General features: G+C 44.4%; 9 protein-coding genes. 4 read left to right on the forward strand and 5 right to left on the reverse strand.

What is annotated here, in order from left to right; all coding sequences use genetic code 11:
* Positions 1 to 25: 25 nt before the first annotated feature.
* The 4 genes from O3Q51_08000 (at position 26) to O3Q51_08015 (ending at position 8,426) form a co-directional block, all read left to right on the forward strand.
* Positions 26 to 697, forward strand: a complete 672-nt coding sequence (locus tag O3Q51_08000; protein MCZ4408745.1) for a 2-C-methyl-D-erythritol 4-phosphate cytidylyltransferase — start codon at positions 26 to 28, stop codon at positions 695 to 697.
* A gap of 121 nt (positions 698 to 818) precedes the next feature.
* Entirely contained in the window at positions 819 to 2,294 is a 1,476-nt protein-coding gene (locus O3Q51_08005) for a DUF853 family protein (protein ID MCZ4408746.1), read from the forward strand.
* A gap of 70 nt (positions 2,295 to 2,364) precedes the next feature.
* Complete coding sequence (locus O3Q51_08010) at positions 2,365 to 4,485, forward strand: SpoIIE family protein phosphatase (GenBank protein MCZ4408747.1); 2,121 nt, start codon at positions 2,365 to 2,367, stop codon at positions 4,483 to 4,485.
* A 230-nt stretch (positions 4,486 to 4,715) separates the two neighbouring features.
* Positions 4,716 to 8,426: a DUF3857 domain-containing protein gene (locus O3Q51_08015; protein MCZ4408748.1), complete on the forward strand. Its 3,711-nt coding sequence runs from the start codon at positions 4,716 to 4,718 to the stop codon at positions 8,424 to 8,426.
* Here the strand turns inward: O3Q51_08015 and O3Q51_08020 are convergent.
* The 5 genes from O3Q51_08020 to O3Q51_08040 are packed head-to-tail and all read right to left on the reverse strand — an operon-like array spanning position 8,423 to position 16,423.
* Positions 8,423 to 9,799, reverse strand: coding sequence for a TIGR00366 family protein (locus O3Q51_08020; GenBank protein MCZ4408749.1), 1,377 nt, complete (start codon positions 9,797 to 9,799; stop codon positions 8,423 to 8,425). The two genes, O3Q51_08015 and O3Q51_08020, sit on opposite strands and share 4 nt — an antisense overlap.
* Positions 9,800 to 9,802: 3 nt before the next feature.
* On the reverse strand, positions 9,803 to 11,092 hold the full coding sequence (locus O3Q51_08025; GenBank protein MCZ4408750.1) for a T9SS type A sorting domain-containing protein: 1,290 nt from the start codon (positions 11,090 to 11,092) through the stop codon (positions 9,803 to 9,805).
* A 5-nt stretch (positions 11,093 to 11,097) separates the two neighbouring features.
* Positions 11,098 to 11,949 (reverse strand): cyanophycinase, encoded by an 852-nt coding sequence (locus tag O3Q51_08030; GenBank protein ID MCZ4408751.1) that lies wholly within the window; start codon positions 11,947 to 11,949, stop codon positions 11,098 to 11,100.
* Positions 11,946 to 13,301, reverse strand: a complete 1,356-nt coding sequence (locus tag O3Q51_08035; GenBank protein ID MCZ4408752.1) for a SusD/RagB family nutrient-binding outer membrane lipoprotein — start codon at positions 13,299 to 13,301, stop codon at positions 11,946 to 11,948. The genes O3Q51_08030 and O3Q51_08035 overlap by 4 nt, the downstream gene beginning before the upstream one ends.
* A 2-nt stretch (positions 13,302 to 13,303) precedes the next feature.
* Complete coding sequence (locus O3Q51_08040; protein MCZ4408753.1) at positions 13,304 to 16,423, reverse strand: SusC/RagA family TonB-linked outer membrane protein; 3,120 nt, start codon at positions 16,421 to 16,423, stop codon at positions 13,304 to 13,306.
* Positions 16,424 to 16,698: the final 275 nt, after the last annotated feature.

Genomic DNA, 16,698 nt, shown 5'->3' on the forward strand with positions numbered 1-16,698 from the left:
AAATCTGAGAAACAATAACTCAATTATGTCAAAGAGGGCGGTAATCATTGTGGCGGGAGGTACCGGCACCCGCATGAACCTCAACACGGCCAAGCAGTTTTTACCCCTTGCGGAAAAGCCCGTTTTGCTTCACACGTTTGAAGCATTTCGACTTTACGATCCCGAACTTCAATTCATCTTGGTGCTCTACACGAGCCTTCACGGCGAATGGAGGAAAATCCAAAATGACTACGGATTTGACCTTGAACACACTGTGGTAGAAGGCGGGGAAGAGCGATTCCACTCCGTTAAAAACGGAATAGCAGCCCTTGCTGATGATGTGGAATTGGTGGCCATCCATGATGCGGTGAGGCCATTTGTATCTGCCGACACCATCGAACGTTGTTTTGAAAGCGCCGCCAAATCGGGAGCAGCTATACCGGCAGTGCCGGTCATCGATACCATCCGCAGAATTGATGGCGACTCGAGCCACACCATTCCCAGAAATGAATTGGTAGCCATTCAAACACCTCAGTGCTTCCGAACTGACATTCTCAAAAAAGCCTACGAAACGGAGTACCAAAGCGTGTTTACCGATGACGCCTCGGTGGTGGAAAATATGGGCCAATCAATTGACATCGTAGAAGGCAATCGAAGGAATATCAAAATCACCACGAGAGAAGATTTGTTGATTGCAGCCTCCTTCTTAAAAGGTTAATCCTTTAATTCAAGGTCGTTCCACTGGTAATTCCTATCATTGAATTTCTAAGATCAGACTTGTGAAAAAAGAAGAATTTACTTCCGAGATTGAAAAAGCTTACACCTTTAAGGGTGAATCCATGATTTTGGGTGGTGCCATTTTGGATGGTCAACCCGTATCGGGTTTGCAAGTGAAGGCACCGCTGAGCATGTTCAATCGTCATGGCCTGATTTCGGGAGCTACCGGAACGGGAAAAACCAAAACCCTTCAAGGCATCGCCGAAGGCTTATCAAACGCAGGAGTGCCTGTCTTGCTAATGGACGTTAAGGGTGATCTGAGCGGCATGGCCGCTGCAGGCAAACATCATCCGAAAATAGACGAAAGACACCAGTCTATCGGAAGTCAATGGCAAGCCAAAGCATTTCCGATAGAGCTTCTTACCCTTTCTGACGAACCCGGAGTTCGTCTGCGCGCCACGATCAGTGAATTCGGGCCCGTGCTACTTTCCAAAATCCTCGGTCTCAATGATACACAGCAAGGAGTCGTTGCGCTCACATTCAAGTTCTGCGACGACAATGCCCTGCCGCTTTTGGACATCAAGGATTTCCGAACGGCACTTCAATATATCAATGGAGAAGGAAAAGATGAGATTCAAAAGTCTTACGGCCTAATCAGCAGTCAAAGTGTGGGAGCCATTATGCGAAAGCTGCTGCAATTGGAGCAACAAGGTGCCGATCGATTTTTTGGCGAGCCCAGCACCGACGTGAATGACTTGCTGGCCAAAGACTCCAACGGGGATGGAATCATACATGTGTTGAGGCTGGTCGACATGCAGTCAAAGCCTCAGTTGTTCTCCACTTTTATGCTTTGCCTGCTAGCTGAGATTTACGAAAAGTTCCCCGAGCAGGGCGATGCTTCTGAACCTAAGTTGGTAATTTTTATTGATGAAGCTCATTTGATTTTCGAAGAAGCTTCCAAGGAACTTCACGATCAAATCGAGACCATCATCAAGCTCATTCGCTCAAAAGGAGTGGGGATTTTCTTTTGCACCCAACTCCCTGATGACGTACCGGAAGATATCCTTTCTCAATTGGGTATGAAAGTCCAGCATTCGCTGCGCGCTTTCACGGCAAGAGACCGAAAGGCCATCAAGAAGACCGCTGAAAATTACCCGATAACAACCTTTTACGCGATGGATCAACTGCTGACCGAAATGGGAATCGGCGAGGCCATCATTACCCTACTGAATGAAAAAGGGATTCCCACTCCCGTAGTTCACACCTTGCTGAAAGCACCTCAATCTAGAATGGGCATTCTGACTGACAGCGAAATAAATACCCTTGTCAGCAAAAGCAGACTCGCTTCGAAATATAACCGCTCCATAGACCGAGAAAGCGCCCACGAAATACTCTTGGAAAAATTAGAACGAGCCGACTTGGCAGAAGCTGAAGAAAAATCTGCTCCACGCCCGAGAACCACATCGCGCAAAGAAAAATCTACTCTAGAGACCATCATGAAAAGCAGTGTTACTAACACAATAGTGCGAGAATTGACGCGAGGTATACTTGGGGTTTTGGGTATCTCTTCAGCTTCTCGCAGGAGAAGAAAAAGGTAGAAAATAAGTCCTCCCGATAATGAAGGGTTTTAACTAAACCCGAAAGCCATTTCTGCGTATCAGGAGAAGCATGCCCTTTAAGAAGTCCATATTTCTTTCGCTCCTCTCCTTATGCCTCTTTTCTGCCATATTGATTCTGGCCGATAATACAGAGCCTGAAAGGCATTTCATAAAGCCGATTAATGACCAACTTTTGATCATTGGTCATTTGGAAGCTACCGACCAATTCAATTTTGCTTCTGATGTCGCCGTGCTCAATGACGACCTGTTCAAGGAGGTCAGCGGGATTCCCACTTTTGGCTTCAGCGATTCTAAACACTGGCTTAGGTTGAGGGTCTTCAATTTTGAAGATCACGCCATAGATCGAATCCTGGAGGTGAACAATCCCATACTTAACGAGTGCAATCTCTATGAGGTAGAAGGGGGGCAAAGTTCGGCACTATACCGCACAGGAGATGAACTGACTTTCAAGGAGCGACCGATAGACCATCGGAATTATCAGTTTCCCATTAGCATTGAAGCCAACAGATCAAAAGAGTTGTTGCTCCGTGTTTCATCAGAGGGAGAGCAATTGCAAGTACCGTTGAAACTCTGGGAAAAATCCAAACTCGACAAACAGGATGGAACCGATAGATTGCTCAGAGGAATTTACTTCGGAATCATTCTTTTCGTTCTCATCTTCAATTTATTCCTCTATTTAATCATACACGATAGAAGTTCACTTTTTTATGTGATCTATATTTTCGCTTTGCTGATGCTGCAGCTTTCACTGAGTGGATTTGCCTTTGAGCACTTATGGCCCGAATCAACTTACTTGGCCAATATTGCCAATCCTTTTTTCGCATCGATCAGCATTTTTGCCCTTATTCGATTCACCCAGACGTTTTTGAATCTAAAGGAGTTTTTTCCGAGAATCTATAAAGCATTCCATGTCATGGGTGGTTTTGTTGCAGTAAACTCACTCCTAGCCCTGATTCATACTCCTTTCTTCTTCAAGCTTTCAGTACTTGGGATTAACGTACTCGCGCTGTTACTGAACATCGCCATTGTACCAATAGTCGTGGCTGTAGTGAAAAAGAAATTCAGGCCGGCCAAATACTTTCTATTTGCCTTCATCGTATTGGTGGGGAGCGTTTTCTTTTTCATCCTGAATAATTTTGGGATCCTATACAGCGATTTCTATACAGCATATGGTTTACAAATCGGTTCGGCAGTAGAAGTGATATTGCTCTCTTTTGCGATCGTCGATAAGTTCAAACTTTTCAGAGAAGAGTCCTATGAAAGACTAGAGACCATCAACCTCATGAAGGCAAAAGCTAATGAAGAATTGGAAAAAGAGGTGGTGATCAGAACCCAAGAAATAAGTGAGCAAAAGCAAGTGGTAGAGCAACAAAAGGATGAAATTCTGGATAGCATACGCTACGCCGAACGAATCCAAAAGTCATTGCTTCCTTCAGCAAAAAAGGTAAAACGCATTTTTCAAGATCACTTTATTCTATTCAAGCCTCGTGATATTGTGAGTGGTGACTTTTATTGGGTGGGCGAAACATCAGAGGCCTTTCCTTGGGATTTGGGAGCCAAACTAAAACTCTTTGCAGCTGTAGATTGCACAGGGCACGGTGTACCCGGAGCAATGATGAGTATGTTGGGTTATCAAGCATTGGAGCAATGCCGACTTAGAGCAGACCTGGCCAATCCAGCAGACGCTCTGAATTACATAAATAACGTCATCGTATCTTCTCTGAATGAACAACGCGTAGGAGACCTCAGCATTAAGGACGGCATGGACATGGTGCTTTGTGCCTATCATGAAGAAACGAGAAAACTCAGCTTTGCAGGAGCGAAAAACAATATATACATCGTTCGCAAAGGAGAAATCATTGAATTAAAGGGAGATCGACTTTCAATCGGGAACGGCATTATCGAAAATACCGATAATGGATTTACCGTTACGACCATAACCCTTGAAGAAAACGACTCTATTTACACTTTTACAGATGGTTTCCCTGATCAGTTCGGAGGGCCAAAAGAAAAGAAGCTCAAAGCAAAAAGTCTCCTCGAGTTCATAAGAGGACTGAGCCACGAAGAAATGGAGAATCAAAAGAAGCAATTGGGTGAATTCTTCTCCAACTGGAAAGGTCAAACCGAGCAGATAGATGATGTCTGTTTAATGGGAATTCGAATAAAATAAGCCCCTCAAGGAGATCTCTTTTCATGTCGTGTAGAACATTCTCGTTCAATATTTGAAAGAAAATCAGACGAGGTTCTTCGGCCTCCCGCACCATTCATAATACACTCATTTAAAGCAAGTTTTAACCGGAACCGAAAAACCGGAGCAACATCTTCGCGAAATAAACTACTCCCAATAGAATTATCTTTTTTGAAGCATCGTTATATTGCAAGCTTTCAAATCTATGTTTTATGCAGAAAATACTATTGTTCCTGGCAGTCTTAATCGCAGGAAGCTCCGTTCAAGCTCAATCTGAAGGTATAACAAAAGCCTGGGATCTTTTCGAACAGGATAAACTCAAAGAATCTCGTAAAGCATTTGAAGAACTGCTTGACACACCTGATGAAGCAAGCGCTCACTTAGGAATTTCTTTGGTGGATGCAGCTCTTGGAAAGGAGACATTATTCTATCACTACGATCAATTTTATAAGACAGCTGAGAACTCTGATTATTATTTGGATGCACTTTGGTCTTTTGACACTGGAAAAAGAACTGACGATGAAGTGCTCTTTTTGGAGTCTATAGTTGAAAGATCCAAAGGAACTTTAAAAGCCAAAGCTCTTCAGCACTTGGGTTATCACTACCGCGCCAGCGCGAAAATGAACAAGGCGAAGGATTACTTTGAACAAATCGGAGCCATCGAAAAGTGGAATCTCGTGGGAGATTTTCAGAATATCTCTGAAAGTGGATTTGATAAAGATTTTGGTGTTTTGGCTCACCCGGAAGCAGAATATGAATTTATCAATAAGCAAGGAGCCAAGGTAAAGTGGTTTGACCTCTACTCCCCTCGATACGACAAATGGATAGATTTTGAATATCACTTCTACACTTCAAACTCAATTATATATGCTCAGAATTTTGTGCAAAGTCCAACAGATCAAAAGGTTTGCTTCAGAATAGGAACATCGGGTTCACTCAAGTTTTGGCTAAATGATGAATTATTATTTCAAGAGCCCGCAGAGCGCAACAATGGAATGGACACCTATGTCTTTACAGGAAAACTCCTGTCAGGAAACAACCGTCTTCTGGTACAAGTAGGATCGAGCGAAATAGATCAATCCAACTTCTTGCTTCGCATCACCGATGAGGAAGGAGATAATATAGAAGGGCTCACGGTAAGCACCAAATACGCGGCTTACCCCAAAGGGAACTCCCCTTCTGAAACGATTAAAAGTCCGTCGGTGGCTTTTTTCAAAAGTGAAATCGAAAAGAACCCCGATCACCTGGAAAACTACTTGATATTGGCTCAGCACCTGCTGTCCAATGACAAAAAGTACGAAGCAAAGAAAGTGCTTCTCGAAGCGCGCAAAAGATTTCCAAACAGCAGCTACCTCTTATTTCAAATGGTGCAGTTGTACATGAGAGATCAAAACAGAACAGCTCTGAGCAAAAGCTTGGAGGAGTTAAAACAAAACTTTCCTGACCGAGGCCTTTCCCGAAATATCCTATTCGATGAAGCATTAGAAATTGAAGACTTTGAGACGAGCAGTGCGATTTTAAAGAAAATTGAAGACGATGAAGGCGAAACCGTAGACGTTCTTTCCAAGAAAATCTCCCTTGCAGCGGGTCGTAATGAAAATGAAAAGATTCTTAATCTGGCAGAGCGCGGATACCAGAAGTACCCGGAGAGTTATGAATTCGTCTTGATGAAGACGGCGATCGAATCAAAGGTGAACAGCAACAATGCCCGTGCTATCAAGGTAATGGAGAAGTACCTCAAAAACAATTATAGCGAAGAGGCGGCAAATGAGCTGGTATCACTCTTGTTCGACGCGGGTGAAGTCCAAGATGGACTGAAGCTTCTCGATAAAATGGTTGAATACAATCCTATCGCGGTAGGTTTCTTAAATACCAAATCATTGGTTCAGTACAATTTGAGAAATTACACAGCAGCCGAGCGCATTACCCGTGAGTGCATTAAAATATGCCCGTACGTAGGCGCGTATTATGTTAGACTAGGAGAAATCTATTCTGATGCCGGCAAGAAAAGTCAAGCCATCGAGGCTTACGAAAAGGCCATTTCTTTCGACCCTTATGATTATGATACTCACTCGGCCATTCGCCTTGCAAAAGGAGAAGAGGATATATTCATGGAATTTGAAAAACCCGATGTCTACGAAATCTATGAGAATTCTCCCTCAGCAGAAGAAAACCCCGAGGACAATTCAATGATCCTTTTGGATGAAATCCAGAATGTGATTTACCTGAACGGAGCGAATGAATTTAAGCGCATTCTCGTGGCAAAAGCTTTCGATACAGAGGGCGTTGAGTCATGGCAAAACTTCACGATACCTGTATACGGCAATCAAAATGGCCGAGTTGAAAAAGCAGAGGTTTTGAAGTCAAACGGGCAAAAAATAGAGGCACAGCAAAATGGTGCTGATATCGTATTTGACAATCTTGAGCCAGGAGATGCGATTCACATTACCTACCGATTGCAGAATTACTACTCCGGTAAACTAGCGAATCAATTTTGGGATAAATTCTACTTGTCTTACTGGGGGCCAACCCAAAAAGCACAATACAATCTGCTGATAGAAGGAGACAAAGACTTTAATTACAAAACGGAAAACTTTGAGCTCGAGCCCACGGTAAAAGACTTGGGAGACAACACCAAGCTCTATGTATGGGAGCTAACTGATATCGAAAAAGTAGACTACGAACCGAACATGCCCTCTTTGGTAGATGTGGCGAAAGTATTGCACATTTCGAGTATCGATAACTGGGAGTACGTGGTAGATTGGTATGCAGATCTTTCTAAAACAAAAGCCAAAATCAATTACGAAGTTGAAGAAACAGTCGCAGAAATTTTTGCCGACGAAGATCCACAAAGCGAAAAAGAAAAGGCCAAACTGATCTATGACTACATCGTCGAGCAAATCCGATACAGCTCGGTTTCCTTCATCCAGTCGGGCTTGGTTCCCCAAAAAGCAAATGACGTAATCAGCAGGAAACAGGGTGATTGCAAAGATGTCTCTACACTCTTCGTTTCAATGTGCAAGGCCGTAGGAGTTAATGCCCATTTGGTTTTGGTTAACTCCAAAAACAACGGATTCAACGAGATCGTCCTTCCCGGAATTGAATTCAATCATTGCATAGCCAAAGCAAATCTGGATGGGGAAGATTACTACCTCGAACTGACCGATGATAATTTGCCTTTTGGAGCATTGTATCCTTCGGTGAACAATGCGTTCATCCTCGACATCACCAAAAAAGAAGGTCAACCAACAGCTGCGGGTTATCTAACTGATCCAAACAGACTTAAAAACAGCGTAACGCGAAAGGCGATCGTGACGTTTGAGGATGACAATCTAGTGGTGAGCAGAGAAAACTTGAAGGCCGGTACTGCTGCATCAAGGATGAGAAATACCTATGAAAACCTGGGTGAAGAAGCTCGAATTAAAGAAATGCGCGAGGCAGTTTCCACGGATTTCGCAGAGATTGAATTCTCGACTTTGGAGTTCATTTCAGGAATTGACGACTTGAGTGATTCCGTTCGCTACCACTATGACTTTAAAATCCCTTCAGCCCTCACTTCCATCAGTGGTATGGATATCATGTCGGTTCCGCTTACAGACATGATTACCAGTCTTAATTTTATGTCTTCTGACGATAGACAAAGCGCTGTAGAACTCTGGTCGGCCTTCTCATTCGAAGATTATGAAGAGGTAATAAGAATAAAATTACCTGAAGGAAAAACGACACAACTTCCGGAGAAACAAATTTTGGAATCGGACTACATCAAGTATGAGCTGAGCGCTAAAATGGATGGAAAGGATGTTGTGGTAACGCGTAAGTTTAAGCTATTGCAAGATCAGGTTCCACCTGAAGATTTCCCTGCATTCAAAGAGCAGTGCCGAAAAATCATCAAGTCCGATGACATGAAGCTTGCCCTTAATTAAGGCCAAACATCTAAGTACTGCGGTAGGGCCAAAAAGAGCATCGAGAAAATGGTGAACACCAAAATGAGTTTCCATACCCACTTGATCCAGACGTTGTAGGGGATTTTGGCTATCGAAAGAATGCCCATGGTAACTCCACTTGTAGGAATAACCACGTTCAGGAGCCCATCCCCAAATTGGAACGCGAGCACTGCTGATTGTCTCGCAATGCCGAGTATATCAGCTAATGGTGTCATAATCGGCATGGTGATGGCGGCTTGACCAGATCCCGACGGAATGAAAATATTCAGAGCTCCCTGGACGAAAAACATCATTTGAACACTAATCGTATCGGGTAAATCTTTCACCCCGTTTGCCATGGCATAAAGCACTGTGTCAATGATTTTTCCGTCTTCGGCCACTACCAAAACAGCCCGCGAAACACCAATTATTATTGCTGCCGTGAGCATATCCTTAGCACCGTCAGTAAAAGCGCTTACGGTTTTTGTCACACCCATCCGTGTGACAACCGCCGAAAGCAATCCCAATGCGATAAACAAAGCTGATATCTCATCGATGTACCAACCAAATTCATTGGCTCCGACCATCAACAAAACAATTGCCAGCACAAATAGAATCAAGACCAATTTTCGCGGACCGTCTAAAAGTGGTGGTTTCTGGGTTTGGTAGTTATTTTGATCGTCGTCAGTGACTAACTTTTTATCGGGATGCTTTTCCAATTTTCTAATGTAAAGCATCACAAAAACAATGGCGATGATAGTGAATGCAGCCCATACTGCCCAGCGATAACCCGCACCGCTACCGATAGGTAACTCGGCGATTCCCTGTGCTATTCCCACAGTAAAAGGGTTGATAGCCGCCCCTGCAAACCCTGCCGCCGATCCTAAAAACGGAATGGCCACTCCAACGAGATTGTCATAGCCCATGCTCCTGGCAAGGGGAATGGTAATGAGGATAAAAACAAGATTCTCCTCCGACATTCCGAAAGTGCAGCCCGCCAGAGAAAAAATCACCATCAGGACTGGGACTACAAAATGCTTGGAAGCAGGATTGCGCTCGGCGTATTTCAGCACAGATCCAAGTCCAGCATCCAGCGCCCCCGTGGCGGTGAGGATAGAAAAAGCGCCTCCGACCAAAATCACGAAAGCGATAATGTGCGCAGCTCCTACAAATCCTTTTATGGGTGCCACAAGTAGATCAGCCCAATTTTGCGGACTGGCCTCTACGGTTTCGTATGTGCCAGCCATTACCACAGTTCGACCATCTACAACTTCACGCGCGTATTCTCCAGCCGGTATGATCCAAGTGAGAATGGTGAAGAGAATCAAGACCAGTGAAATGATCACCAGCGCATCAGGGGATTTTTTTAGCAAGATCTACTGAATTTTAAGGAAGCGTGAAGTTAAGACTCTATCTATGTTGGTCACTCGGATTACATAAAACCCTTCAGTTAAATTGGCAACTTCGATTCTTGAACCATTATTAACAATTCCACTCTTTGCAATCTGACCTTTAGAATCAAAAATTTCATAGCGATCTCGAACAGTCAATTCCAGAGGTAGATTTAGAAAATCAGACGTCGGATTGGGGAAAATTGAAATATCCTCGCCATCTCTTTCGGCCAAAGACAATGGATCTCCCGAAGCCATAAACAACTCGCCATTGTCTACCCACCAGTCTTCCCAAGTGCCGCCTTCTCCCGTTTCCCAGGTGTTTAGATCAAAGAAGTTTCCGCCCGTTACAGTTCCCGGAACTTTGTAAACTTTAACCGCTTGCTCATTTCTAATCCAAGTCAATGGCACATCTTGTTCCATCACTTCAGGTCCCGCTTGATTGCCCAAATTTTCCTGAAGGAAATAGAGGTAATCATCATCAAATTCGGGAAACTCACCCCACGCTCTGGCGATTCCTTCATCGTTGATAGTCACGGCACAATACTCGTTCGAGGCGATAGCTTTTGGCCTGAAAGATTGATCGTTTTTCAGCCGAGCCATAAAGCCCATTACGCGGCCATACCGAATCCTATCTGGATCGTTAAAGTGGGTTTCGGTAATGGTGTTTTCCAAGAAAGGGGCATCGATAAAATCGTTGTAGCCGATCAAAACGCTATTGTCCAGAGGGTCTTCCAAAACCTCCTCCGATGTCAATGAACCTAAGGTGGCCGGAAAGTACGCCTCCGCTAAGATGGCCATTCCCGCAGAAATACCCCCAAGGGCTCCACCACGAACATTGATGAGATCGTTCAGGGCATCCATTACCTCGGTATCCTTCCAGTAGTTGGTATACGTCCCTTGGTTTCCCCCTGCCATCCAAATGGCTTCGGCCTCTCCTAGTCTTTGCAAAACGTAGGGATCGGTGGCCGCCTCGGCAGATTCAAAGGAAATTGTCTCAACCGAATTCAGGGTCACGCCTAGTTCAGAGAACAAGTAATCATTGTACCCACCGATTCCATCGGCGCGAATTACCAAAACGTCACCACCATTTGCCTTCTCTAAAAACCAAGTCATTGCTTGGTCATTTTCTCCCGCTCCACCCATAAGGCAAAGGCCAAAGCTTGGTTCAACATTGAGATCGGTATCGCTACCGAGTCGTTCGCTCAGGTAAGTCTGACCTGTTGAAAATAATGTGGCTCCAAGAGCCAGAACACTTAGTATTCCTTTTTTCATATCTCCTATTTTAATTGAAACGTATCACCTTGAAGATACGCGTTAAAATTCATGTCTTTAAAACCAATTTTATCATTTTTCTCGGTGTACTCGGCAGGTCTTGAGAAAACCAGCACCTGCCCTTTTCCCACTACGGTAGCGCCTTTCGGCAATACCACTAAAGCCGTGGACTCTTCAATACCAGCTCCCGTTGGGTAGTCCAAATCGGCCATAACAGAAAGGATTCGGTTGTAGCGGCTCCGTGCCACGAAGTGCTGATCGACCAATACGCTGTCCAGCAGTCCTAAGCCCTCAGAGGTAATGGCATTGCCATATTCCAATCTGCGGTAGGTCGACTCATATTCGGGCTCATTCTGTTGATCGCCAGTAATCATCACTTTACTCATTAATGCGGCTCCTGCAGAAGTCCCCGCAACGGTCGCTCCTTGCCGGTAAGCTGCCCTGATGGCTTCTTTTGCACTTTCAGGAACATTCCGCTTGAAGCGATTCTGATCTCCACCCGTCAAATAGATCAGGTCGGCATTTGCAATGCTATCCAAAGAAAAGCTTTGTATTAAGACAGAATCAACGTGTATCACCGGTTGATCTGTGAACTCCTTAAGTTGAAGTGCGACGTAGTAAAACGATGTGTCGGGCTCAATGCTCGACTGCGACATCACGAGAATGTATCCATTGTCTGATACCGACATATTCACCAGTTCCTCCATCATTTCCATTGGCCTGGAGCCACCACCGATGATGAATAACTTGCCTTTGGGGCCAGCACTCACATTTTCTTTAGGAATAGGCTCTACTGTGTTTTCTCCTTGGCAGGAAAACAGCAAAAGGACGATCGCTATGATTCCTAGTGCTCTCATTCGTCCCACCAAAATCGGTCTTGCATAGTTGGATTCACTGAAGGAAAACTTTGATTTCTTAGTCGCTCGCTCTGCGGGTAAATAAGTCGACGGGGAATTTCTCCGTTTGGATTCGCCGCGGAAGCTCCATTCTCATTTGGCTGCAATTCCGGATATCCAGTGCGGCGAAAATCGGTCCAAGGTTCTGGGGTAGTGAAAAGAGCAATGTACTTTTCTCGGATAATGATCTCTAAATCTTCTTCAAAAGATCCCGAGAGATTCGCATTATCCTCGAGGTAAGTATCAATTTGGTCCTGAGGAACCTCACCAAAAGAAATTTCATTTATCGATAGTGCCACTGCTTCTTGCAGCGCAGACTGAGCGCCAGGTGTATCTGAGTTTCTGAGGCGAGCTTCTGCCAAGAGGAAAAGTTGCTCTAAATAACCTGCCAGCTCAACGGGTGATTCCGGCGATGCAAAATACTCGCCCGGCTTTCGTTGTCCACCTGTAAAGGGTAGTATTTCAAAAGCAAAGTCTAGTCTAGGGTCACTCAACGATTCCATCAAATCAATATAATCTTGGTCGATAATCATGGTCTCATTTGATTCAAAAAACCCATTCACCGGATTAATATCCTCACCAGTTCCCAGATAGGGATACTCGAAGTCCTGAGCAGTCGACGTAAATGCCTGAGATAAGTAAGTTAATACTTCTCCGGCTACTGTCGGGTCTTGCTTGGTGGTGTGCATGAGGTACCGAGCTTTGAGCAAATTTGCCGCGGTAATCCAATTGGCAAGGTTTCCGTTGTAAATGATATCATCGGGACCAGGTGTAAAGATGCTCTCTTCCTCCTCAAGGTGGTCGATGGCTTCATCCAAGAGATTTTGGATTTGGTCATAAATCACTTCTTGGGAATCATACTCAGGGTTAATTTCATCAGGCCCGAGTGCTGATTCGAAATACGGGACATCACCCCAAGTATCAGTAAGAAGGCCAAAAGCCTGCGCCTGTAAAATCTTTGCAACACCAGCGTAGTGCGGAGAGCCTTCTTCAATGGCCTTATCTTGGATGATCTTTAAGTTGACAATGGCTCCTAGGTGTATATCACTCCATGCATTTCCTACAAACAGCTCATCGGGATTGTAAAGTTCAAAATCTAAAGGGCGACCACTAATTCCCTCCATGTGTTGCGAGAATATATTGTTAATCCGAAAGAGCTGCCCACCTTGCACATCCGCTAGCGCTTTTTGCGTAGGCGGTAATAGTGTGCTAAGGGGAACATCTGTCGGAACATTGGGATTCTCATTGATTTCTTCCAAATTGCACGAAACGGCAACGAAGAAAACGGCGAATAGGTAGATAAATCTTTTCATGTCTATAACGTTACAGTTAGGTTGAACCCGTAGCTTCTGGTGTTCGGGTTATTGAAATAGTCTCGGCCAAAGGCGTTTGATCCGCCACCGAGCGAGGTTTCGGGATCAATCCCGGTATAATTGGTAATTAAGAAAAGGTTTCGAGCTGTAAGGCTGAGCGATGCTCTTTCAATTCCAATCTTATCCAAGAAGGCAGGAGAAAAATTGTAAGTCAAAGAGACGTCTCTCATTCTGACCCAATTGACTTCCTCAACAAACTCTTCAGATACATTTACCAAACCATAGCTTCGGTAGAGATCCTCTTTCCTTACAGAGACGTCGTTTGCCTGCCCTGCATTCTCACCACTGGCAAATACTCCTTCGAAGATAATTTCTTCATTGCGGTCTTCGGTATCTTCATGTGTTCCGAGTGATGTCATGACGGCACGAGTTCCATTGTAGATATCACCACCTTTTCGGATATCCAACAAGAAAGTTAATTCCCAATTTCGCCAACCGATATTGTTTCGCCAGCCAATGGTAAAACCGGGATTTGGGTCCCCGATAATGTCAGCTTCGGCACTCCTTATGGGAAGTCCATTTTCATTCACCAAAATATTTCCGGCATCATCTCTTTCCCATACAAATCCAAAGAGAACACCGTATTGCTCTCCAACCACGACCCTACTTTGCGTACTCGCTAATCCGTTGCTCGGCAAGGCAATATTATCAAGACCATCGGTGAGTTCAATGACCTCACTTCTGTTTCGGGTGAAATTAAGTGAGGTGTTCCACCAAACCTTGTTGGGCTTAGAAACTTCTCGCTCAACCACATTCACATTTACCAAAGCCTCAATTCCTTGATTTTCGATTTCCCCAATATTCGTAATCACAGAAGAATATCCTGTAGAATTAGCAATCGGTATTTGCACGATTTGATCGACTGAAGAAGTGTGGTAATAGGTAAGATCCAAACCTACTCTGTTGTTTCTGGTTCGTACATCCGTACCAATTTCGAATGATCGGGTAAACTCAGGACTCAGCTCATTGTTACCGATAACAGAAGCAGGGAAGTATGACAGTTGACCTTGAGTCGAGCCTCCGCTCACGAAAAAATTACTGGTGAGGTAGGAAGCAAAAGCATCGTTTCCAGTCACTGCATAACTACCTCTGAGCTTTACATATTCCAACACGCCCAAGTACAACATTTCAGTAGGTACAAACCCAAGACTTACCGAAGGGTAGAAAAACGAATTGTTGTCGGCGGGAAGCGTACTTGACCAGTCGTTTCTACCTGTTAAAGTCAAGTAGTAAGTTCGCTTGTAGTCGAAAGAAAAATCTCCGAACAATCCGATGATTCTTTTCCTATCGAGAAAATCGTCCGCCGTAACATTGATAGAAGCGATATTGGACATATCGTAGAAATCATCTACCACAAAGTCAAATCCGTCGACAACGTAGGAAGTCGAATTAAAATCCTGAAAGCTGTGTCCAATGATGTATTGAGCATTGAAATCGGAGGCAATTTCGTGGTCAATTGTCACGATCAAATCGTTGGTAATATTTCGCTGGTTAAAAGTTTCATCGAAGATTGCTCCTCCCAAATCCGTAAACTCATTCGACTGGCGGTCCCAATAGCTCTTGCGTTGCTCGGAATAGGTGTCCACTCCCGTTCGGTTCATCACATTCATCCATTCGAAGGGTTGCCAGCTGGCCTCAACAAATCCGATCAATCGATTAAGTGATTCTTCATTTCTATTCTTATTAACGGACCAATACGGATTATCGTAAGCTCCGTGGTAAGTGCGTTGAGTGCCGTCGGGCTCTGACCATGCCGATTCATCATTTACGGGGTTGCTGCTACCATTTGTCAGATCGTAAGAAGGCGGTGTGCGCATAAGACCAAGCATTACACCCGATAGATTGCTCCCTTTTTGGGCGCGATCTGCCTTACTGGTGATATAATTGGCACTGGCGCGCACTCTCAATTTTTCACTTACTTGAGTACTACCCGTCAAGCGAATGCTGGTTCGGTTAAATTCCGTCAGCGGAATAATTCCCGTTTGACGCAAGTCTGCCAGTCCAAGGTAGAAGGATGACTGGTCATTACCTCCCGTTATGCTAAGACTATTGTTTAGAGTGACACCCGTTTGAAAAAAGTTCTCAGAATTGTCAAAACTCCGAGCGCCTGTAGTTGCAGTGGGATCGGAGGCCGGCACTAAGAATTCATCATCGATCGATGAATTGAACATGGTATCAATCCTAGGTCCCCAAGAAAAATTGGAGCCACGAACGAATTGCCCGTTATCCCCCTGTGCGAAAATGCTCTGCTTTTCAGGCAGTTTATTGACTACGTCAAAAGTCGTCGTAGAGCTAAACGTCACTTTCGTTTTGCCCTTTTTTCCTTGCTTGGTGTTGATGATGATAGCCCCATTGGAGGCACGTAAACCGTAGAGTACGGAGGCAGCTCCACCTTTCAGCACGGTCATGCTCTCGATATCGTTGGGATCAATGTCGATAGCCCGATTGGCCTGATCCGTAAAATTCGAACCGCGGTAGCTATTGTCTATGGGAATTCCGTCGATAACATAAAGTGGCTCGTTGTTCCCATTGATGGAAGTATTTCCCCTGATACGAACTACCGAGGAAGCCCCCGGACTACCCGAAGTAGATGTAACTTGAACACCCGCCACCTTTGAGTTCAGTGCATTGACAATATTGGTTTCACGTGACTTAATTATTTCGTCACCTTGGACTTCTGTTACCGAGTAGCCCAATTTGCGTTTGTCTTTTTCGATACCGATGGCAGTAATTACGACCTCATCAAGTAATTCTTGATCAGGTTTAAGGAATGCATCGATAACCGTCCGTCCGCCGATAGGTCTCACAAGAACTTTATAGCCAAGGAATCGAAATTCCAACGTGTCATTTTCAATTTCTTCTTGTGATAGTTTTAAAGTGAACTCACCGTCAAGGTTGGTGGGAACTCCGTTTGTTGTGCCCTTTAACACAACCGAAACTCCCGGCAAGGCTTCCCCCGTTTGGGCGTCAGTAACCGTTCCGGTAACTGACTCCTGAGCAAATCCGGAAAATGAGAAAACCGAAAGGCTCAGCAACGCGACGAAGGCGTTAATTAATTTCATGATAAAAGAATTGAGTGTTAATTGTTAGAAGAGAAATACCAAAGAAATCGGCACTCTAACAATCAAAGATCGGCTGCAAATTGCGGAGAGCAATCGGCTTATGAGTAAGTCTGTATGTTGATCTTAATTTCATTTTTTGAAGCCAAAGACTGCTCAATATTAATTTTTTTCATCCGTTCTCGCAAGGATTTTTTTAATCTCGTTTTACATTCATGCAGACAATTTACTTGCGATCTTCAATTCCGTTTTTTTATATTTGACCTCGATGTACTTTA

This window comes from Cryomorphaceae bacterium 1068, from assembly GCA_027214385.1.
GTDB lineage: Bacteria > Bacteroidota > Bacteroidia > Flavobacteriales_D > Cryomorphaceae > JAKVAV01.